Source organism: Brevibacillus choshinensis (genome assembly GCF_016811915.1).
GTDB lineage: Bacteria > Bacillota > Bacilli > Brevibacillales > Brevibacillaceae > Brevibacillus > Brevibacillus choshinensis_A.
The window spans coordinates 3,123,167-3,142,074 of record NZ_CP069127.1 but is presented as its reverse complement, the minus strand read 5'-3'; the positions used below and the strand labels follow the sequence as shown (position 1 = coordinate 3,142,074).

At 50.9% G+C, this 18,908-nt stretch carries 22 protein-coding genes, 1 pseudogene and 1 riboswitch; of the genes and pseudogenes, 17 read left to right on the top strand and 6 right to left on the bottom strand.

All coding sequences use genetic code 11. The features are described 5' to 3' along the window. The first annotated feature begins 170 nt into the window (after positions 1–170). Entirely contained in the window at positions 171–701 is a 531-nt protein-coding gene (locus JNE38_RS15850; protein ID WP_203254642.1) for an NUDIX hydrolase, read from the top strand. A 72-nt stretch (positions 702–773) separates the two neighbouring features. On the opposite strand, the gene JNE38_RS15845 is transcribed toward JNE38_RS15850, so the two are convergent. Continuing rightward, positions 774–971: a hypothetical protein gene (locus JNE38_RS15845; protein WP_203254641.1), complete on the bottom strand. Its 198-nt coding sequence runs from the start codon at positions 969–971 to the stop codon at positions 774–776. 71 nt (positions 972–1,042) lie between these two features. Next, positions 1,043–2,053 carry a glycerophosphodiester phosphodiesterase family protein gene (locus JNE38_RS15840; protein ID WP_203254640.1) on the bottom strand — a complete coding sequence of 337 codons (1,011 nt, stop codon included), beginning with the start codon at positions 2,051–2,053 and terminating at the stop codon, positions 1,043–1,045. Positions 2,054–2,188: 135 nt separating this feature from the next. Here JNE38_RS15840 and JNE38_RS15835 point away from each other — a divergent pair, with 135 nt between their 5' ends. Together JNE38_RS15835 and JNE38_RS15830 are read left to right on the top strand one after the other, a co-directional pair. Next, a complete protein-coding gene (locus tag JNE38_RS15835) occupies positions 2,189–2,431 on the top strand; it encodes a hypothetical protein (RefSeq protein ID WP_203254639.1) in 243 nt (80 codons plus the stop codon). 30 nt (positions 2,432–2,461) lie between these two features. Then, positions 2,462–2,806, top strand: coding sequence for a DUF952 domain-containing protein (locus JNE38_RS15830; protein WP_203254638.1), 345 nt, complete (start codon positions 2,462–2,464; stop codon positions 2,804–2,806). A 5-nt stretch (positions 2,807–2,811) separates the two neighbouring features. On the opposite strand, the gene JNE38_RS15825 is transcribed toward JNE38_RS15830, so the two are convergent. After that, a complete protein-coding gene (locus JNE38_RS15825) occupies positions 2,812–3,027 on the bottom strand; it encodes a hypothetical protein (RefSeq protein WP_203254637.1) in 216 nt (71 codons plus the stop codon). Between the two features lie 140 nt (positions 3,028–3,167). Between JNE38_RS15825 and tlp the strand changes: the two genes are divergently transcribed. The 11 genes from tlp to JNE38_RS15770 all read left to right on the top strand — a co-directional run bounded on the left by tlp (position 3,168) and on the right by JNE38_RS15770 (position 14,854). After that, positions 3,168–3,386: a small acid-soluble spore protein Tlp gene (gene tlp, locus JNE38_RS15820; protein ID WP_203357589.1), complete on the top strand. Its 219-nt coding sequence runs from the start codon at positions 3,168–3,170 to the stop codon at positions 3,384–3,386. 175 nt (positions 3,387–3,561) lie between these two features. Then, entirely contained in the window at positions 3,562–4,668 is a 1,107-nt protein-coding gene (gene mnmA / locus JNE38_RS15815) for a tRNA 2-thiouridine(34) synthase MnmA (protein WP_203254636.1), read from the top strand. A gap of 26 nt (positions 4,669–4,694) precedes the next feature. Further along, positions 4,695–5,024, top strand: coding sequence for a hypothetical protein (locus tag JNE38_RS15810; RefSeq protein ID WP_203254635.1), 330 nt, complete (start codon positions 4,695–4,697; stop codon positions 5,022–5,024). 37 nt (positions 5,025–5,061) lie between these two features. Continuing rightward, the gene (locus JNE38_RS15805; protein WP_203254634.1) at positions 5,062–5,577 is read left to right on the top strand and encodes an ACT domain-containing protein; all 516 of its coding nucleotides are present in this window, start codon (positions 5,062–5,064) and stop codon (positions 5,575–5,577) included. Between the two features lie 191 nt (positions 5,578–5,768). Next, positions 5,769–5,967, top strand: a riboswitch (cobalamin riboswitch). Between the two features lie 150 nt (positions 5,968–6,117). Further along, the gene (gene nrdI, locus JNE38_RS15800) at positions 6,118–6,477 is read left to right on the top strand and encodes a class Ib ribonucleoside-diphosphate reductase assembly flavoprotein NrdI (RefSeq protein ID WP_203254633.1); all 360 of its coding nucleotides are present in this window, start codon (positions 6,118–6,120) and stop codon (positions 6,475–6,477) included. Next, positions 6,464–8,548 (top strand): class 1b ribonucleoside-diphosphate reductase subunit alpha, encoded by a 2,085-nt coding sequence (nrdE, locus tag JNE38_RS15795; RefSeq protein WP_203254632.1) that lies wholly within the window; start codon positions 6,464–6,466, stop codon positions 8,546–8,548. Before nrdI ends, nrdE begins: the two co-directional genes overlap by 14 nt. Before the next feature lie 55 nt (positions 8,549–8,603). After that, the gene (gene nrdF, locus JNE38_RS15790) at positions 8,604–9,560 is read left to right on the top strand and encodes a class 1b ribonucleoside-diphosphate reductase subunit beta (RefSeq protein WP_203254631.1); all 957 of its coding nucleotides are present in this window, start codon (positions 8,604–8,606) and stop codon (positions 9,558–9,560) included. A gap of 230 nt (positions 9,561–9,790) precedes the next feature. Continuing rightward, positions 9,791–10,672, top strand: a complete 882-nt coding sequence (locus tag JNE38_RS15785) for a MurR/RpiR family transcriptional regulator (protein WP_203254630.1) — start codon at positions 9,791–9,793, stop codon at positions 10,670–10,672. A gap of 42 nt (positions 10,673–10,714) precedes the next feature. Continuing rightward, positions 10,715–12,016, top strand: a complete 1,302-nt coding sequence (locus JNE38_RS15780; RefSeq protein ID WP_203254629.1) for a CapA family protein — start codon at positions 10,715–10,717, stop codon at positions 12,014–12,016. A gap of 19 nt (positions 12,017–12,035) precedes the next feature. After that, on the top strand, positions 12,036–13,301 hold the full coding sequence (locus JNE38_RS15775; protein WP_203254628.1) for an MFS transporter: 1,266 nt from the start codon (positions 12,036–12,038) through the stop codon (positions 13,299–13,301). A 56-nt stretch (positions 13,302–13,357) separates the two neighbouring features. Continuing rightward, entirely contained in the window at positions 13,358–14,854 is a 1,497-nt protein-coding gene (locus tag JNE38_RS15770) for a long-chain-fatty-acid--CoA ligase (protein WP_203357588.1), read from the top strand. Between the two features lie 59 nt (positions 14,855–14,913). On the opposite strand, the gene JNE38_RS15765 is transcribed toward JNE38_RS15770, so the two are convergent. Both JNE38_RS15765 and JNE38_RS15760 read right to left on the bottom strand, forming a co-directional pair. Further along, positions 14,914–15,327, bottom strand: a complete 414-nt coding sequence (locus tag JNE38_RS15765) for a MerR family transcriptional regulator (RefSeq protein ID WP_203254627.1) — start codon at positions 15,325–15,327, stop codon at positions 14,914–14,916. 25 nt (positions 15,328–15,352) lie between these two features. After that, a complete protein-coding gene (locus tag JNE38_RS15760) occupies positions 15,353–16,366 on the bottom strand; it encodes a medium chain dehydrogenase/reductase family protein (protein WP_238933338.1) in 1,014 nt (337 codons plus the stop codon). 78 nt (positions 16,367–16,444) lie between these two features. Here JNE38_RS15760 and JNE38_RS15755 point away from each other — a divergent pair, with 78 nt between their 5' ends. The 3 genes from JNE38_RS15755 to JNE38_RS15745 all read left to right on the top strand — a co-directional run bounded on the left by JNE38_RS15755 (position 16,445) and on the right by JNE38_RS15745 (position 18,473). Next, positions 16,445–16,753 (top strand): thioredoxin family protein, encoded by a 309-nt coding sequence (locus JNE38_RS15755; RefSeq protein WP_203254626.1) that lies wholly within the window; start codon positions 16,445–16,447, stop codon positions 16,751–16,753. Positions 16,754–16,821: 68 nt separating this feature from the next. Then, on the top strand, positions 16,822–18,105 hold the full coding sequence (locus tag JNE38_RS15750; protein WP_203254625.1) for a glycoside hydrolase family 18 protein: 1,284 nt from the start codon (positions 16,822–16,824) through the stop codon (positions 18,103–18,105). Positions 18,106–18,245: 140 nt separating this feature from the next. Beyond that, the gene (locus JNE38_RS15745; RefSeq protein ID WP_203254624.1) at positions 18,246–18,473 is read left to right on the top strand and encodes a 50S ribosomal protein L7ae; all 228 of its coding nucleotides are present in this window, start codon (positions 18,246–18,248) and stop codon (positions 18,471–18,473) included. A gap of 6 nt (positions 18,474–18,479) precedes the next feature. Here JNE38_RS15745 and JNE38_RS15740 read toward each other — a convergent pair. Then, a pseudogene (locus tag JNE38_RS15740) lies at positions 18,480–18,866 on the bottom strand (DUF2203 domain-containing protein). Positions 18,867–18,908 lie beyond the last annotated feature (42 nt).

Here is an 18,908-nt window from a genome sequence, read left to right as displayed (position 1 = left end):
TAAGAATCATCCCTACGCAGTCATACAAAAAACCGTTTACGAATAAGTAAACATTATTCAAAGGGAATCCGTGTGCTTCTACTTGGTTCGTGTGCAAAGGCTTGGGGAGAGGAGGGTGTGTCTTCAAGATTTCAAATGAAGTGATTGTGACGGCTGGGGTATACGTTCTGGTGAACGGCAGATTTCCATTTCAAGTCGGTCCCAACCGGGCGGGTACAGCTCTCGGAATCATTCGATTAGGCGGACACCGCGAAGGGACTGAGACGGGATGGGAATGTGCTGCTAGAGAAGCTTACGAGGAGGCATCTTTGCAGATCACAGCACTCAAGCCACCGGCTACCTACTGGTACGAGACATCAGCCGCCGACTCTCCTGCCAGGTTCCTGGAGAAATGGCCGGAGAACGGAATCAATCCGATCTTGATTGGGAGACATTTGAACCGCAATCATATGACGCCGATCTATTTGGCTGTATCCCAGGACAATCCGGTGCCGGCAAATGAAACAAAGGGCCTGCTGCTGTTGACGCCAACCGACATATCGAAAATTATAGCAAAGCCAATCACGTTGAAGCAGTATTTGCAGGCGGGTGGAAAAGCGGTCATTCACGAAAATCTCCCCATGAATGGGAGACTGGAGCCTTTTCCGCACCTGAAGCTGCTGCATTGGGTGTTGAGGCAGCATCCAGACCTCGCTAAATAAGAACGGCAGTCCAGACCATGGATTCACATGATCTGAGCTGCCGTTTCTTGATTCAACATTTTAAACGTTCGTTTAACTACTGAAAAAGCTCCGGCTGGAGTGCTTTTTCTTGTAGTGCGAGCCTCCGTAATAGGAATGTCCGTGTCCGGAACCATGTCCATTGGGATGACCGTATCCTTTGCGGTGCTTGTGGTCGCTGCTGCTGTACTTGCGGTAGCTGTGCGATGACGAGTGATTCCCCATCAGACTTTTCAACAGTTTTTTCAGCATACCCAATCACTCCTCGTGTGTCGATATTCGTTTATACGAATAAGTAGACAAATCGTTTCAATTTTTTTGCATCAGTCGATCCGCTTCTCCGTTTTTGGATAGGCAGCCGAGATTCGATCGATGCGATTGGTCCAGATGCCGCCGGAAAAGCCTTTGGGGATTCGCTTGAGATCTTCCAGCGAATCAAACCCGCTCGATACATCTCCGCTGCCAGCCACGAGGATCACCCGAGTACCTTGCTCGTCCATTCTCTCCATAAATCGATTCGGCCATCCCCAGAGTAGCGGTGCCAGCTTGTCGGGAATATGCAGTTGGGTCTGACTGCAAGCCTCTGGAATGTAGCCGGTCCAGCCAACGGCGAGGTAGGGAATCAAGCAGCTCTTTAGGCTGGCTTTGGACATCACCCGCATATCAGGAAGTTGTTCGTGCAGCGCCGCGATCGGTTCGTCTCCCCCGTATACAGTCAAACTCGCTTGGCGCTCCTTTGGCTGCGCGGACAAATATTCTGCCAGCAGGATTCCTTCTGTTGGGTCATTGCTTTTGACATGAATCAGCAAGGGTTGATTGGGGAACTGTTTGAATACATCATCGAGTGAAGGCATCAAGCCGATTCCCTTCCCGCGAAAGGGGAAAGTCGCACCCTGATCGGCGGTATAGTTGTACCCGATGTCGAGTTTTTGCAGCTCGTCCAATGAGAAGTCGCGGGTCACTCCCTCACCGTTTGTTCGGCATACGAGTGTCCAATCATGAAAGACGGCAAACGTCCCGTCTTTCGTCGGCTGTACGTCCAACTCTACGACAGCAGCTCCAGCTTCGAAAGCAGCTTGCATGGACGAGAGCGTATTCTCCAGATACGGATGCTCTGGGGGATAGATTCGCTCCGCTGTACAAGTCTCGTCGGTGATCCCTTCCATATGAAACGTTTGTGCCATTCCTCGATGGGCGAGTAAAAACGGCCCGCGATCAGACTCTTTTGCCAAAAAAGAGCTATTGTTGACGTATACAAAGGCGATAAGCGCCAGAATAACCCATGACCACTTGCGCTTCCATAAAGGCTTGCGCGATTTTCGTTTCCCATTCATCTTAGGTGGTACCTCCAGAATGTTTGATCAGGCCCATTCATTGTAACAAATCAGTCTGAGCAGGTTAAGGACTTGGCATGTCATCAAAAGACTGGCAAAATAAATGAAAAGCCAAGATAGGAGCTAGGAGGTTCCATGAAAATCGCATTGCATCAGATTGCATACCAAATTGGGTATCACCCGAACGAGATGGCCAGGCTGGTGTATGAAGGGGAAATTACCGGCGAGGTCCCGGGCAACAATCCGCAGTCCAGGGATGCCTGGGTAGATCTCCATTCCCTCCGGAACTTCATTCAGTGGAGACGAGATCAAGGTAGAATAGATGGAATGTTTTACGATAAAGCGATCCGGCACATTGATAAACATCTGGGACGGTAGGAAAAGAATAGTGTAAAAGGGGAAGCAGCCATGAATACGATTTATTGCTTAGTGCCAAAAGAATACTGGGAGCAGTGGGAAATACGGGAGCATTATCTCCCGCGTGACTATGAACAGGAGGGTTTCATCCATGCAACAAAAGGGGATGAGCTTCTGGGGAAAGTCGCCAACCGGGTATATAAGGAGTACGAGGGTGAACTTCTGGTGCTTGTTGTGGACGAGCACAAGACGACTTCGCCGATCAAATATGAGCAAGCCAAGGACGGACTCTTGTACCCGCATATTTATGGGCCGCTGAATCACGACGCGATCGTGGACGTAAAAAGCATGCAGCGAACGGACGGACGCTGGGAGATCGGTGCCAGTATTCGCTAAAGCCGTTACCAGTTAAACCATTTGAGCAGGTCCAAAACTTCCTGTCGCTTCTGATCAGGCAGCTTGTCGAGCCTGCGCAGGAGAAGCTCGATTCGCAGTCGTTGCTCTGCATCGGTTTCGCGCTGTATTTGTGGGTTCATTCGCTGCCGCTTGAGCCGGACAGGATCCGTATCGGAAATAATTTTGAGCAGCTTGCGTTCCAATAAATCTAGGGATGCCATGGATTCCAACCTCTTCGTTTCGTGTATTTCGACATTTGCATTATAGCACGGCCTTGCCCTTACATAAATCATCCAAGAATGGCGCACAATGGTACAGGTGCATTCACCACGATATCATGGAAGCGAAGGAGTGCGTAATGATGGCAAAGCCGGACGATCGTTCTGACAATGTGGAAAAACTGCAGGAAATGCTGCAAAATACCGAGGAAAGCATTCGTGAGTCGAGAGATTACTTGGCAGCCCACGCAGGTGAGATTTCTGCTGAAGAAAAAGCGAACATCGAAGAGAAAAACCAGCGTCGTGAAGAGAGCATCGAAGGGTTTCGTTCTGAAATTAAAGATGAAGCCTCTCAGAGCTAATCGAACAAAAAAGCCGCCTGTTGCCACCATGGGACAGGCGTTTTTTCATACTCGGAGGCTCACCCAAAGGTTTGAGATTGCCAGGTTTTCTCATAGAAGTGCAACAAGACATGATTTGTTTTGCGAAACGTGGTAATCTGTTAGAGGAACAAATTGAAAAAAGAGGAGCTAGACCATGAAACGACCAGAAGATACACGCGTCGTAGTCGGCATGTCCGGCGGCGTCGACTCCTCCGTGACGGCTTACCTGCTCAAACAACAGGGATATGACGTCATCGGCATCTTCATGAAAAACTGGGATGATACCGATGAATTCGGCCACTGCACGGCGGAAGATGACTTCCAGGACGTCCGGCGCGTCTGTGAACAAATCGGCATTCCTTACTACACAGTCAATTTTGAAAAAGAATACATGGATAAAGTATTCCAGTATTTTTTGGATGAATATAAACGGGGGCGCACCCCAAACCCGGACGTCATGTGTAACCGGGAGATCAAATTTGGAGAACTGCTGTCCAAAGTCATGGATCTTGGCGCGGATTACATCGCGACCGGCCATTATGCGCAAGTGAAGGAAGTAGATGGAGAGTACAAGCTGATTCGCGGAGTCGATAACAACAAGGATCAGACCTACTTCCTCAATGTTCTGGGTCAGGACCAATTGTCCCGCACCATGTTCCCGATTGGTCACCTTCCCAAGGCAAAGGTAAGGGAAATTGCGGAACAAGCGGGATTGGCTACGGCAAAAAAGAAAGACAGTACCGGTATTTGCTTTATCGGCGAACGCAACTTCCGCGAGTTCCTGCAAAACTACCTGCCTGCCAAACCGGGCGACATTGAGACTGTTGAGGGAACCGTAATCGGCCATCACGACGGATTGATGTACTATACGCTGGGACAGCGTCAGGGCCTCGGCATCGGCGGAGGTCATGGAAAGAGCGGGCAGCCTTGGTTTGTTGTCGATAAAGACTTGAAACGAAATGTACTGATCGTGGGAGAAGGCTCGGATCACCCGCGACTCTATTCTACCAGCCTGATCGCAACCGATGTGAGCTGGGTCAGCGATAAGAAACCGGCACCGACATTCAGCTGTACGGCCAAATTCCGCTACCGTCAACCAGATCAAGGCGTTACTGTACATCTGCGGGAAGGCAATACTGTCGAGGTTGTATTCGACAAACCACAAAAAGCGGTGACACCTGGGCAAGCCGTCGTGTTTTACGACGGAGAAATCTGCTTGGGTGGAGGCACGATTGATCAAGTCACCCTGATGGACAAATAGAACGAGAGATTGACGGGGGTAGTACGGTGGATCCAGCGAAGAAGTCTAAAGTCTTGATCGTTTCCTTTTTAGCAGGAGCGCTCCTGCTGGGATTTGTAGCATTCAAGGGCATGTCAACAACAGGACAAGAGCATATGGCTATTATCAAGCAAGTGATTCAGGATAAAGGCGGTGTGATCGTTGCGGGTGGCGTCACGGCTGTACCCTTAGACGAAAGTCCATTCGAACGTGGCGGGAAAGGAAACACCATCTACAAAATCGACTATACGAAAGATGGGCAGCCGTTCACCGCTTGGTATCGTTCAGAAAACCATTCTTCCATCCTCAAAGAGCCGGAGGAATGGATCCTTCCCTAACCAAGTGAAACGTAATTTGGGAGAGTGAGTGTTGATCATGACCGAAAAACTTGCAGGGCTTCGCGAGCTTGCGAAGCTCATCCAGCGGATTGAACCAAATCTGGCAGGGGCTTCTCTGAGCATTTTAGCTCACGAAAACAAGGATGAAATTGCCCACCTGCTTAACGAGGGCTTTGGTGTGCGGCTTTCTGCAACCCACAGCTCGGGTGAGTATGCCAATCACCTGGCAGTCCTGCGCGTAGGCAGCAATAAGTACACCTTTGCCCAAGACTGGCGGGAGGTGTATATCAGTGAGATTAATTACTGTGCATGCCGCATCCCGCCAGGAGCACACGGTCTCTTGGTACACCATGTGGACTACCCAGGCGTGATTTATGACGTCTCGCGGAAATTGGCAGATCACGAGATCAACATTTCCAAGCTGAATGTGTCTCGGGAGCAGAAAGGGAAAAACGCTTTGCTTGTCTCAGTGACAGATGAAGAAATTACCCCTTCCGTGGTTACGGCGATCGAGGAACTGCCTCAAATCACCAAAGTCGTTACTCTTCAATAAATGGATTACCGTTATGGAATTGCGCACCGTCCGCAAGCTCGCGGGCGGTTTTCTGTTTTTCCCTGATTCTACAAGATTTGACAAAGCAGGATTCCGCTGGTTTTGCACATTCTCTTGGAATCTTGTTTCCTAAAACTCTCTTCTCTCTATTGACTGCTACGATATCTTGATGTAAAGTAAGTTCTACCAACTACATATTGATGCGGATAGGTGTCTAGCCACAAAATATTGGCAGACTTAATAGGGAAGTCGGTGTGAATCCGACGCGGTCCCGCCACTGTGACAGGGGAGCTCCATTTGCGAAGATGTGCCACTGATCGACAAGATTGGGAAGGCGAAATGAAGTGACGATCCTAGAGCCAGGAGACCTGCCTACCCAATGACACTAGGGAACCTACGGGAGATAGGAAAGGTGTCGGAGCGCTCGATTCGCCTAAGCGAGTCGAAAGATCAGTGGATTTTTTGCGCATTCGACTTTCATTCTTACCGTCGAATGCGCTTTTCTTTTGCAGCATCAGGGATGAAAGGATGAGGGGACCTATGCTCATCGCATACGATTCCAAGACAGGGAATGTTCGAAGATTTGTAAACAAGCTCAATCTTCCGAGTGTGGAGATTGATGAGCAGATGACCATTGAGGAACCGTTCGTTTTAATTACATATACGACTGGATTTGGTCAGGTTCCCGAAAAAGTCACTTCGTTTTTGCAGCGAAATCACAGGTATATGAAAGGCGTCTCGGCTAGCGGCAATCGCAACTGGGGGACGAGCTTCGCGAAAAGCGCCGATACGATCGCCCATCAATACGGCGTTCCGGTGATCTCCAAATTTGAATTATCCGGTACCGGCCGAGATGTAGAACATTTTACGAACGGGGTGGCCAGCATTGCGGCATATTGAACTGAACAACGAACTCATGCAACGAGGCGAAGATGGTTTTTACCAATTGGCCAAGGATAAAGAAGCGGTACAGGACTTCCTTCGTGAAGTGGAAGCCAGCACGATGACCTTTGGCAGCGTCAAGGAAAGAATGGACTATCTCATCCAGAACGACTACTACGAGAATGTGTATGAGAAGTACACGGTAGAGCAGGTGGATGAAGTATTCCGATTGGCAAAGGAAGCGTCGTTTCAATTCGCCTCTTACATGGCCGTCTCAAAATTTTATAAAGACTACGCACTCAAAACGGACGACAAGTCCACCTACCTCGAACAATATCCAGATCGCGTAGCCGTCGTAGCCCTTTCCCTGGCACAGGGAGATTTTGAACGGGCTAAGCGCCTGACGGTTTCCATGATGGATCAACGTCTGCAGCCAGCGACTCCGACGTTTTTAAACGCAGGGAAAAGCCGTCGCGGAGAAATGGTCTCTTGCTTCCTGCTGGAGATGGATGATTCTCTCAACTCGATTAACTACATACTCGGGACCTGCATGCAGCTGTCCAAAATCGGCGGGGGTGTCGCCGTGAATCTGTCCAAGCTGCGGGGACGCGGTGAACCGATCAAGGGAGTGGAAGGAGCGGCAAAGGGCATCATGCCGGTACTCAAGCTGCTCGAAGACGCTTTTTCCTACGCAGACCAGATGGGACAACGCAAAGGTTCCGGTGCAGCCTACTACAACATTTTTGGTTGGGACATCAATGAGTTCCTCGATTGCAAAAAAATCAATGCGGACGAAAAATCACGGATCAAAACGCTGTCGATCGGCCTCATAGTTCCGAATGCTTTTTACAAGCTGGCAGAAGAGAACAAGCCTTTGACTATCTTTGCTCCTTATTCCGTTTACAAGGAGTACGGTATGCATTTGGATGACATGAACATGGACGAGATGTACGAAGAGCTGCTGGCCAATGACCGCGTCAAGAAAAAGACGATCATGAGCGCGAGAGAGATGCTCACCAAAATCGCCATGATCCAGCTCGAATCCGGCTATCCTTACATCATGAATAAGACCAATGCCAACAAGAACCACGCACTCAAGGATATCGGATCGGTGAAAATGTCCAATCTGTGCACGGAGATCTTCCAGCTGCAGGATACATCCACGATCACGAATTATGGGGAAATGGACATCATCCGCCGAGACATCAGCTGCAACCTGGCATCCCTCAACATCGTGAACGTCATGGAGCAAAAAATGATTCGCGAGTCCGTTCACGAGGGGATCGAGGCAATTACTGCTGTGAGTGACATGACAGCTGTCGAGAATGCTCCAGGCGTGCAAAAGGCGAATCGCGAACTGCATTCGGTCGGCTTGGGCGCGATGAACCTGCACGGCTATCTGGCAAAGAACAAGATCGCGTACGAGAGCGAAGAAGCGAGAGATTTTGCCCGAACCTTCTTCATGATGATGAACTTTTATTCGCTCGAAAAGAGCATGGAGATTGCCAAAGAAAGAGGAATCACCTTCCTTGGATTTGAAAAATCGGAGTATGCCAAAGGCACCTATTTCGAAAAGTATGTGTCTAACGATTATCAGCCACGAACAGCGCGAGCCAAGGAGCTTTTTGAAGGTATGCATATTCCGACACCTGAGGATTGGGCAGCACTGGGGCAAAACGTCCAGCAGTACGGGCTGTATCACGCGTATCGACTGGCCATTGCACCTACGCAAAGCATTTCGTACATTCAGAATGCGACGTCCAGTGTCATGCCGATCGTGGAGCATATCGAAACGAGAACCTACGCCAACTCGACGACGTACTACCCGATGCCGTACTTGTCACAAGAGAACTATTTTTACTACAAATCTGCGTACGTCATCGATCAGTTCAAGGTCATCGATCTGATCGCAGAAATTCAGGAGCATGTCGACCAGGGAATATCGACCGTCCTGCACGTAAACAGCAACGTGTCCACGCGTGAGCTGGCACGCTACTATATATACGCGGCGAAAAAAGGTCTGAAGTCGCTCTACTATACACGTACCAAGCACTTGACCGTCGAAGAGTGCATCAGCTGCGCGGTATAACCTGGCGGGGCAAGAGATAGAGACAGGACTAGCAAAAAGGGATGAGGAACGCGCAATGAAAGCTGTCAATTGGAACAGGCCAGATGATGATTTTACAATGACGTTTTGGAACCAAAACATTATGCAGTTTTGGACTGACGATGAGATTCCGCTCTCGGACGACAAAATGTCCTGGATGGAACTGAGCGCTGCAGAGCGAGATACCTATAAAAAGGTCCTAGGTGGACTCACGCTGCTCGACACCGTACAGGGCGGGGTGGGAATGCCGAAAATCATGGAGCACGTGGACGGTTTGCAGCGAAAAGCCGTACTCGCCTTCATGGGCATGATGGAGCAGATCCACGCCAAATCGTACAGCAGCATTTTCACTACGCTGGCTGCGACGGAAGAAATTGATGAGATTTTCAGCTGGGTGGAGCAAAATCCCCGCCTGCAATTGAAAGCGAAGCTGATTTCCAGCCGGTATCAGGAAATCGAGACGCAAAAAGATCTCTATATGGCGATGGTGGCATCGGTCTTTTTGGAAAGCTATCTGTTTTACAGCGGCTTCTTTTATCCGCTCTATTTGGCCGGGCAAGGAAAGATGACCAGCAGTGGTGAAATTATCGATCTGATCGTGCGGGACGAGAGCATTCACGGGTTGTACGTCGGGGTATTGGCGCAAGAAGTGTTTCAACGTCTGACTGTCAATGAGCAGAAAGCATGCAAGGAAGAGCTGCACCAGCTTTTGCAAGAGCTGCAGCGTAACGAAGAGGCGTATACGACTGAGCTTTATTCGCAGATCGGACTGGCTGATGAAGTCCAGGCATACGTGCGCTACAATGCAAACAAGGCTCTGATGAATCTTGGGCTCGACCCGATTTTCCCGGAAGAAGAAGTGAACCCGATTGTTCTGAACGGCATTCGGACGCAGACGAAGCAGCACGATTTCTTCTCCAAGAAGGGGAATGGCTACGTGCGGACCATCCACGTCGAGCAGCTGTCCGATGATGATTTCCGCTTCGACTTTTAATCGATTTGCCATCAGCGAAGAACCCCATCCCCGTGCGGATAGGGTTCTTTGCTTTTTAAGTTGCTTTCCCATCGGACTGACACTCCTTGGGAAGGCGATTTTTTTTGATTCCTGCCAGCCTCAAAATGAAGGAAAAACTACATTTTCTATGATGTATTGTAGTGAATTATTGCAAGAGATATACTATTCGTAAAATTGATGAGACTCTAGTCAGCAAAGGAGTGCCTTGCATGGATGAGCTGGTGAAGGAACGAATCCGCAAGCAGTACGGAAATCTCACTTCCAGTCAAAAAATCATTTCCAAATTTGTGATCGAAAAGCCGAGCCTGTTTGCCATCCATACCGCAAAAAAAGCGGCGGATCTGATGAACATGAGTGAGGCGACGGTCATCCGCTTTTGCTATGCATTGGGCTACTCCGGCTATGCAGAGCTGCAGGACGAAATCAAAAAAACGCTGCTGGTTGTGGACCCGCGCAAAGGTCCCTATCAAAAATACCGCGATACGGAAGGCGTCTTGACACGTGGCAACTACGCGCATCAGGTCGTGGAAGGGGACATCGCTTTTTTGCAGCAGGGGCTCCAGCAATTGGATTACGACCTGTACGAGCAAGCCATCCAGAGCATCATTGCAGCCAACCGCATTGTCGTCGTTGGCTTTCGGTGGTGCCATATCCCAGCCAAGTGGCTCTCTTCGGCACTGGGTGCCATCAAGGGAAACACCTATTTGTATACAGGTGCCGTAGATAACGCGGATTACTTTCTGACCGAACGAGATCAGGAGTGGCTTGTCATCGCGCTATCCTTTCCGCGCCACCCGGCAGAAACGGTGGCGCTGGTAAAATCGGCCAAATCCTTGGGGGCAAAAGTGCTTGCGATTACGGAGGGGGAGCTTTCGCCAATCAGTCAGATGGCGGATCTGCTTTTAACGGTGACAACCCCCCAGCCGGCCGCAACCAGCGGGATGCCCGTGCTGTTTTCCTTGTTGAACGTACTGATCAAAGGGGTGATGGTCTACGACGCAGAGAATGTCCAGAAGCGATTGCAGCACTACGATGAAATCAGCTCACAGCTGTACTCTTTCCTCGGGGATGAGGATGAATTTTCGATCTGAGCTGACCAGGAATTTATCAGCCAAGCTGGAGGTGCATGATTCTTGACGAGACCAGTTACGTTTGCAGCAACAGGAGACAGCTTTATTACCCGCCTGCCTTACAAGGATGAGGCCTTTGCAGAAGTGGCGGCTTTGCTGCATCAGGCAGATGTCCGCATCGCGAATCTGGAGACCACGGTACATGATCAAAAGGGCTACCCGAGCGCTCAGAGCGGAGGAACATGGGCGATGTCCCCTCCTTCCGTCCTGCAGGCCATGAAAGAGTATGGCTTCAACATGATCGGATGGGCGAACAACCATACCCTCGATTATTTGTACGGCGGACTGGAAGCGACCCAGCAGCATCTGAGCGATTACGGTTTCGTCCACGCAGGAGCAGGCAAAAACTTGGCGGAAGCAGGCGCGCCGCGATATTTGGAATGTAAAAATGCGAGAATCGCATTAATCGCGGCCACCTCTACCTTTCATCCGTGGTGGGCAGCCGGGGAACAGAGACGGGACAGTATCGGAAGGCCGGGAATCAATCCGATGCGCTATGTCATGACACACGAACTGACGGAAGAAAAGCTGAGTCAGTTAAAAGCGATTGCGGATAGCATCGATATCAATGCATTCAGCAAGGTGTTGATAGAGGAAGGCTTCATGAATGCACCCGGACGGGATCTTTACTTATTCGGCACATCGCTTTTCCGGGAGGGGAAGGAGAATCGGACGAGGACAGAGCCGCATCCGCGTGATCTGCGTCGGATCATAGGCACGATCGAGGAAGCCAGGCGCATGTCCGATTATGTCATCATCAGCATCCATGCGCATGAGATGAAGGGAGAACGCAAGGAAGCACCCGCAGAGTTTCTGGAGATATTCGCACGTGCGTGCATAGATGCAGGGGCTCACGCTGTGGTGGGGCATGGTCCGCATTTGCTGAGAGGGATCGAAATCTACCAAAATCGACCGATCTTTTACAGCCTGGGGGATTTCATCTTTCAGACAGAGACCGTCACCAGTCAGCCAGCCGATTTCTATGAGCAGTACGGCCTCTCCCACGATCACAATGTAGCGGATGCGCTGGAAGCGATGAGTGCGAACTATACCAGGGGGCTTTGCGTCCATCGAGAGGTGTGGGAATCCGTCGTTCCGATCTGGAAGATGCAGGATGGCGAACTGTTGGAGATCGAGCTGCACCCGATTGAATTGGGCTTTGGAATGCCGATACATCGGATGGGCTGGCCAAAGCTGAGCGGTTCTTCCGCCGTTATCGAGAATCTGAAAGCATGGAGCGAACCGTATGGGACACAGATTGAGTGGGATGGAAGGATAGGCAGAATCCGAATGAAGCGTGGGTAAAGCGGGGAGGGTGGTCGGCATGATGGCGAGGGTGACGCTTGGGTTGTTGTTTCTTTTGTATATGATTAATTACGCGGACAAAACGATCGCGGGATATTCGGCAGTCCCGATTATGGAGGAATTTGGCCTTACGCAGAAGGAATGGGGGCTGGTCGGAAGCAGCTTCTTCTGGTTTTTCTCCATCGCGGGCATTTTGGGTGCCGCTCTCTCGGATCGTATCGGGACCAAAAAAATGCTGGCAATCATGGCGATCTCCTGGACGGTGGTGCAGTTCGGGGCATACGCGATTGCCAGTCTCCCCATGCTGATCCTGGCACGTGTGCTGCTCGGCATCGGTGAAGGTCCGTTTTGGGCTACGGTTGTCAGCCACCTGAATAAATGGTTTCCGGAAGAAAAGAGGGGGCTGGTCTATTCTACCGTCAATTTTGGCGCCTTTGTCGGTGCGGTAGCTTCTGCGCCGTTGCTGGTCTCGATGATCGATCAGAGCGGCTGGCGCTTTGCCTGGGCGTTTATGGGGGCGCTCAGCTTGGCTTGGTTTCTCGTCTGGATCATGATCGGCAAGGAAAGACCAAAAGCAAGTCTCTCTCCGATTGAATCTGCGGAAACCCAGAAGCCAAAAGCGAAGGGGTCGGAAATAGCAGGAGTCATGTTCTCGGCGACCTATGTATTCAGTTTTCTTATCTACTTCGGACAAATTTGGGGTACGACGTTTGCAGCCGTCTGGGAGCCAGTCTATTTAGTGAAAGCAATCCATTTGACGAATCAGCAGATGGCGTATTCCATCGCAGGTACGGGCCTGGTCGCAGGACTCATGACGATTGCGATTTCTTGGGCAGGGGATCGTCTCTACAAGAAGCATCGCTCGTATCGGAAGTCGTATGTCATCATTGGCGGCCTTTCTCTCATTTTGGGCGGACTGTTTTTCTACTCATCGACATGGTTTCAATCGACTGCATGGGTACTGATCGCATTGTGTCTCGGGAAGGGGTTCACTTTTTCAGTAGGTACGGCAGCATCCGTGATCGTCAGCAGTCTGATGCCGAGGAGAACCGGTCTTCTAGTCGGGGTGATGTCGAGTCTGGTTACGCTTGCGGGTATCATTTCACCACTCGTAACCGGTGCCATCGTGCAGTCAGCGGAAGAAATCGGCACAGGCTTTGGTCGTGCGCTGACCGTAAATGCTCTGATTTATCTGGTGTTCGGCGTCCTTTTCCTGCTGTTTGCCAAGCGTGAGGAAAGCAAACATCATGATCCTGCGCAAATCTCTCACATAACGCAAAAGTAATACTTTCGCCTTATTATTCTGAATGTTAAAATTTTTCAAAAGGAGGTAGATGTGTGATGTATCATTTGAACGAGAACCTGAAGAGGAGTGCCCATGACTTCCCTGACCGGGCTGCGTACGTTTTCCAGGGAGAAAGCACGACGTATGCGGAGCTGGATCAGCAGGTAGAGTTTTTAGCCGCGGGGCTGGCGAAGCGAGGAATTGGCAAAGGGGATGCCGTAGCACTCCTCTTGGACAACCGGCCGCAATTTGTGAGCGCTTACTATGCGATCCTGAGAGTCGGAGCTGCCGTGGTTCCGATGAATCCCATCTACACTCCTAGAGAAATCAGCTTCATTTTGAACAATAGCAAGGCAAAGGGAGTGATCGCTCTCTCAGCGCTGGAACCGGTCTTATCCGGGCTAAAGGAACAGCTAAGCGATTTGCAGCTGGTGATATACACCGAAGCCGTAGGTGAGGAACTGACTGTCGACCAGATTATTCACGAACGAGAAACCGAATATGAAGAGCCAGAGCGGGATGAAAACGACTTGGCCGTCATTTTATACACATCGGGTACCACCGGTCAGCCAAAAGGAGCCATGCTTTCCCATAAAAATATGGATTCCAATGCGGAAGCGATGGGGGCCTTGTTTGAGCTGGAACCCGATGATCGCATGGTTGCTGTTTTGCCGATGTTTCATGTGTTCTGCATGACCGTCTGTCTCAACGGCCCCATCCGATCGGGTGCTACAATCTTGATCGTGCAGCGCTTCCATCCGGCGGAGGTCGTCAGTGTGATCCGCGAACATAAGGCATCTTGCTTTGCAGGCGTACCTACCATGTACAACTACATGCTACAGCTCCCGACAGCCACCAGGGCCGATTTCGCGACGATCCGGGTCTGCTGCTCTGGGGGTGCGTCCATGCCAGTGGAATTGCTGCACAGATTTGAGGAAAAGTTCGGTGTGAAGATCATGGAAGGCTACGGGCTGTCTGAGGCCGCCCCAGCTACAGCCTTTAACCCCATACGTGGGACAAGAAAACCAGGATCGGTAGGAATCGACTTGCCAGGTGTGATAAATAAGGTCGTGGACCCAGAAGGAGTGGAGCTGCCGCGCGGGGAGGTAGGCGAGCTGATCGTCCAAGGGCCGAATGTGATGATCGGCTATCTCGGATTGCCGGAAGAAACGAACGCTGCCTTGAAAGGCGGGTGGCTGTATACGGGTGACCTGGCGAGAATGGATGAGGAAGGCTATGTGTACATTGTCGACAGGAAGAAGGATATGATTCTCGTGGACGGGTACAACGTCTACCCGCGCGAGGTGGAGGAGGTCCTCTACCAGCACCCGGCTATCATAGAGGCAGCCGTGATCGGCATTCCTGACGACGTGCATGGGGAAGCCGTAAAGGCATTTGTCGCCCTAAAGGAAGTCGCCGTTTCTCAGGAGGAGATTCTGGAGTTTTGCACAGACAAACTCGCCAAATACAAAATTCCTCGTCTGGTGGAAATTGTCACAGAGCTCCCGAAAAACAGCACAGGCAAAATTTTGCGCCGTTCCTTGAGAAAGTAGGCATGTCAAAAAAGAACCAGCTCCAACGATCGTTAGAGCTGGTTTCTTCTTGTTTTCGGCTAGTTTTTTTCTTGATTGCGGCCCTCTTGCATCCGGGCATAGAAATCTCGTTTTTCCATCGCAAAGCTTTTGACGGCCAGCAGCTGCTGCATCTGGACGTCCAATTGCGCGAGGTGATGGTCCAACAGTTCGATTCGTCTTTGCAAGGTTTCATCCACATCTGAATCGGGAAAATCGTGATCCAGGAGGCAGCCGGTTTGGACGAATGAAGCGATGTCCTCGAGCTTCATACCGGTTTGCTTCAGCCCATGAATAAATCGGATGTTGCGCAAATTCTGATCATTGTATTGGCGAACTCCGTTTTTGCGGTCCTCCAGACGATCGGGCTGGGGCAGAACACCAATCTTTTCATAGTAGCGCAGGGTGTATGGGGATATCCCTGTCAGTCTGGAAATATCACTGATGGAGTACATGTGAATCAATTTCCTCCTTGCACGGTCATGGATGGACGAGGACGATTTTTCCCGCTGTCTGGGTGCCTGCCAGAAGTTCATGGGCCACTGCCACCTCGCGGAACGGAATGCGATGGGAGATCAGCGGTCGAAGCTCTCCTTTTTCCAGCAGCGAGAACAGATGCCGCACATCCTCGAGGAACCACTCTGGCTTCTCTTGCTTCAAGGCAGTCACACTGTACAGATGAACAGGATTTCCTGTCTCCGTCGTTTTCGCTTCGGTCAATGTCCTCCAGCGAACGGACCAATCGGTTGCTGAACCCTCCTCAAAAACAGAGGTGTATCCATACCCAATGAATGTCCCACTGCGATGTAACGTTTGCATCGAACGATCCCAGTTTTTCCCTCCGATTGGATCAAAGACGGCATTCATTCCATCCGGAGCCTGGTGCGCCAACACTTCTACAAAATCTTCCCTCCGATAATCGATGGCGGTAGCGCCGTAGCTGACGACGATTGGGTGCTTGTTGGCTGAGGCAGTGCCGTACATCTGCAATTGCGCTAGCCGCCCCAATTCCAAAAGCGCCGTTCCTACGCCGCCGCTTGCTCCATGGATCAGGACGCGATCCCCTTTGGACACCTTGGCAAAACGATGCAGCATTTGGTAGGCGGTCACATAATTGAGCAAAATGGAGACCGCGTTTGCAGGCTCAACCGAATCAGGCACAGGGATCACTTCATCCTCCTGGGCGTACATAAACGAGGCGTACCCGCCAACCCCGTTGAAAAAGACGGCTACACGATCCCCGATCGCATACTGCATGACATCCTCCCCGCAATCATCGATGATTCCAACGGCATCATACCCCGGCGTAAAAGGGGGCTGTGGCGAACCAGGGTAAAAACCTTCCCTGCGCATGAGATCCGCCAGGGCGACCCCTGAGCATTCCACTTTGATGCGGACCTCATTTCCTCTTGTTTTACGCAAAGGCTCCTCAGTGATCTGTAGGACTTCTGTTCCTCCGTATCGGGTTACCAGTACTCGAGAGTTTACCATCATCTTATCCCCTTTTCCATATTGAAAGATGGATGTATTGTAAGAGTTAGAGTAAACTCGAAGTCAAGAGGTGAAAATGCCGTGCAAGAAATAAAGGTGGAGCAATTCATCCAGCAGCTGGAGCAGAAACGAACGTTCGCCCTGTTCCTCTACACACCCATGTGCGGAACCTGCAAGCTGGCAGAAAGGATGCTGACCATTACTCTGGAGCTCACGCCGAAACTGAGCGCTTTTGAAATGAACATTAATACCGTGCCGAAATTGGCTCAAGAGTGGGAAATCAGCAGCGTTCCCGCCTTGCTTTTATTTCGTGAGGGGGTCTTGATCGAAAGACATTATGCGATGCAATCGGTCGGCTTCCTATATGAAAGGCTAAAAGATCTGAACTAGACATACACCCATTTCCTTCGCGAGGAATAAACAGAAAGAGAGACATCATGCGAAGGAGGAGACGGCGTATGCAGATTCATGTGGTGGAACAAGGACAAACGCTGTCTGGCATCGCCGAAACATACGGGACGACAGCAGCAGAAATCAACAGAGCAAATGAGCTGCCCAACCCAGACAATCTTGTCATCGGACAGGCGCTCGTCATTCCCATTGAGGGAAGCTTTTATTGGGTGAAGCAAGGCGACACGTTGTATACAATCGGTCAACGCTTTAACATCAGTGCGGCGGAATTGGCACGGGTGAATGGCATTCCCCAATACCGTCCCTTGCAGATTGGTCAGAGGCTGTACATTCCCCCGCGTCCCCGGCGGGCGGCAGATTTCAACGCCTATGTGGAGCCGAGGAGACAGGTGTCCCAAGAGTTGGAGGACGAGGTGAGGACTGCTGCCCCTCATCTGACCTATTTGGCGCCATTCAGTTTTCGGATCAAACGGGATGGCACGTTGGCAAGGCCAGCGCTTGACGATTTCCAGTCGATTGCACGCACCAATCATGTCGTGATGATGCTGGTCGTGACGAATCTGGAAGGTGGTCAGTTCAGCACAGAGCTCGGCGGACTGATTTTAAACGATGTGGAGCTTCAGAATAAGCTATTTGACAACATCATCTCCACCGCACAGGAGCTCGGAATGGGGGACATCCACTTCGACATGGAGGCGCTGCCGCCTACGGATCGGGAAGCCTACATCCGATTTTTGCGAAGAGCGAAGCAGCGGGCACACGCAGCGGGTATGATGATGTCCGTGGCGCTCGCACCCAAGACGAGTGCGGAGCAGCAGGGCAAATGGTATACAGCTCATGACTACGGAGCGATTGGAGCCATCGCTGACTTTGTCGTCATCATGACGTACGAGTGGGGATACAGCGGAGGTCCACCGATGGCTGTCTCGCCGATCGGCCCAGTCCGACGTGTCCTGCAGTATGCGATTACCGAAATGCCTGCTGAAAAAATCTTGATGGGGCAAAATCTGTACGGGTATGACTGGACCCTTCCTTATAAGCCTGGAACGACAGCAAGAGCGCTGAGTCCCCAAGCAGCGATAGCATTGGCCGCAGAGCACAACGTCAATATCCAGTACGACTACCGTGCTCAGGCTCCTTTTTTTCAGTACACTGACGATGAAGATCGGCGTCATCAAGTGTGGTTTGAAGACGCACGCTCCATCCAAGCAAAGTTTGATCTCGTCAAGCAGCTCGGCCTGCGAGGGGTCAGCTACTGGAAGCTGGGACTGCCATTTCCGCAGAACTGGCTGCTGATTGAGGGGAACTTCCGCGTCCGCAAGCGTGGCTGAACGACAGGCGTACAATCCATTGGGTTGTGCGCCTGTCTGCTTGGCCGTATCGGCGAGTTTTCGAATCCGGTGGAAACATGGTATGATGGCAAAAAGTACATTCGTGGCGTATGCCGAAAGAAAGGATGGGGGAAGGGAAAATGGGAGAGTGCAAACTGGATCACAGTGTAGAGGATGTGCAAAAAAAGCTGGCGGAACAATCTCCTTTCTTGCCGCAAGAGAAGGTAGAACAGCTGCGGGCATGGCTTGAAACCAAGCAGTCTCAAGAAGGACTGAACGAGCTGTTCCACCTACTGAAGAAATACGATTTGGCGACGCCTGAAGAAAGAGCTCTGCGGGAAGAAAAAATGGCACTTCTTCTGGGATAACTCCCCTTAGTCGAGCTGCTTGCGGCCGTTAAAGCCATCGTAGAGTCCGTGGTAGTGTGTGATGGATGACTCGCCCTCTCTCCAGCAGAGGAGGACTTCTTCGCCATTGATCATCGCCGGGAAATCAAAGAGTCCGATGTCGATATCCTTGACTTGGATCCCTTTGCTGATCAGCTAAGTGACACGCATTTGGGCTTCCATTTCCATGAATTCGAGGCGGCATTCTACGGCAAACAGCTCCTCTTCGTTAACAGGCTGTTCTTTTTTGATCTGTTCACGTTGCTGGTACAGCTTATAAAAAGTGCGTTTGGCTTCCTGCAAGAAGGATAGCTCTTCGCGTACATACGGCAATAACTCATTTGCTTCTTCACGAGTAAAATATTTTTTGGACAAGAGTACCACCTCCTGATCCTATTATACTAGCAACCCACCGCG

Excerpts from the sequence above, each read along its gene's own strand:
- JNE38_RS15760 (WP_238933338.1), bottom strand. The coding sequence starts at position 16,366 with ATGATGGTAAACTCTCGAGTACTGGTAACCCGATACGGAGGAACAGAA.
- mnmA (WP_203254636.1), top strand. The coding sequence starts at position 3,562 with ATGAAACGACCAGAAGATACACGCGTCGTAGTCGGCATGTCCGGCGGC.
- JNE38_RS15765 (WP_203254627.1), bottom strand. The coding sequence starts at position 15,327 with ATGTACTCCATCAGTGATATTTCCAGACTGACAGGGATATCCCCATAC.
- JNE38_RS15745 (WP_203254624.1), top strand. The coding sequence starts at position 18,246 with ATGGGAGAGTGCAAACTGGATCACAGTGTAGAGGATGTGCAAAAAAAG.
- JNE38_RS15835 (WP_203254639.1), top strand. The coding sequence starts at position 2,189 with ATGAAAATCGCATTGCATCAGATTGCATACCAAATTGGGTATCACCCG.
- JNE38_RS15805 (WP_203254634.1), top strand. The coding sequence starts at position 5,062 with ATGACCGAAAAACTTGCAGGGCTTCGCGAGCTTGCGAAGCTCATCCAG.
- JNE38_RS15785 (WP_203254630.1), top strand. The coding sequence starts at position 9,791 with ATGGATGAGCTGGTGAAGGAACGAATCCGCAAGCAGTACGGAAATCTC.
- nrdF (WP_203254631.1), top strand. The coding sequence starts at position 8,604 with ATGAAAGCTGTCAATTGGAACAGGCCAGATGATGATTTTACAATGACG.
- JNE38_RS15775 (WP_203254628.1), top strand. The coding sequence starts at position 12,036 with ATGATGGCGAGGGTGACGCTTGGGTTGTTGTTTCTTTTGTATATGATT.
- JNE38_RS15770 (WP_203357588.1), top strand. The coding sequence starts at position 13,358 with ATGTATCATTTGAACGAGAACCTGAAGAGGAGTGCCCATGACTTCCCT.
- JNE38_RS15830 (WP_203254638.1), top strand. The coding sequence starts at position 2,462 with ATGAATACGATTTATTGCTTAGTGCCAAAAGAATACTGGGAGCAGTGG.
- nrdI (WP_203254633.1), top strand. The coding sequence starts at position 6,118 with ATGCTCATCGCATACGATTCCAAGACAGGGAATGTTCGAAGATTTGTA.
- JNE38_RS15845 (WP_203254641.1), bottom strand. The coding sequence starts at position 971 with ATGCTGAAAAAACTGTTGAAAAGTCTGATGGGGAATCACTCGTCATCG.
- tlp (WP_203357589.1), top strand. The coding sequence starts at position 3,168 with ATGGCAAAGCCGGACGATCGTTCTGACAATGTGGAAAAACTGCAGGAA.
- JNE38_RS15840 (WP_203254640.1), bottom strand. The coding sequence starts at position 2,053 with ATGAATGGGAAACGAAAATCGCGCAAGCCTTTATGGAAGCGCAAGTGG.
- JNE38_RS15825 (WP_203254637.1), bottom strand. The coding sequence starts at position 3,027 with ATGGCATCCCTAGATTTATTGGAACGCAAGCTGCTCAAAATTATTTCC.
- JNE38_RS15750 (WP_203254625.1), top strand. The coding sequence starts at position 16,822 with ATGCAGATTCATGTGGTGGAACAAGGACAAACGCTGTCTGGCATCGCC.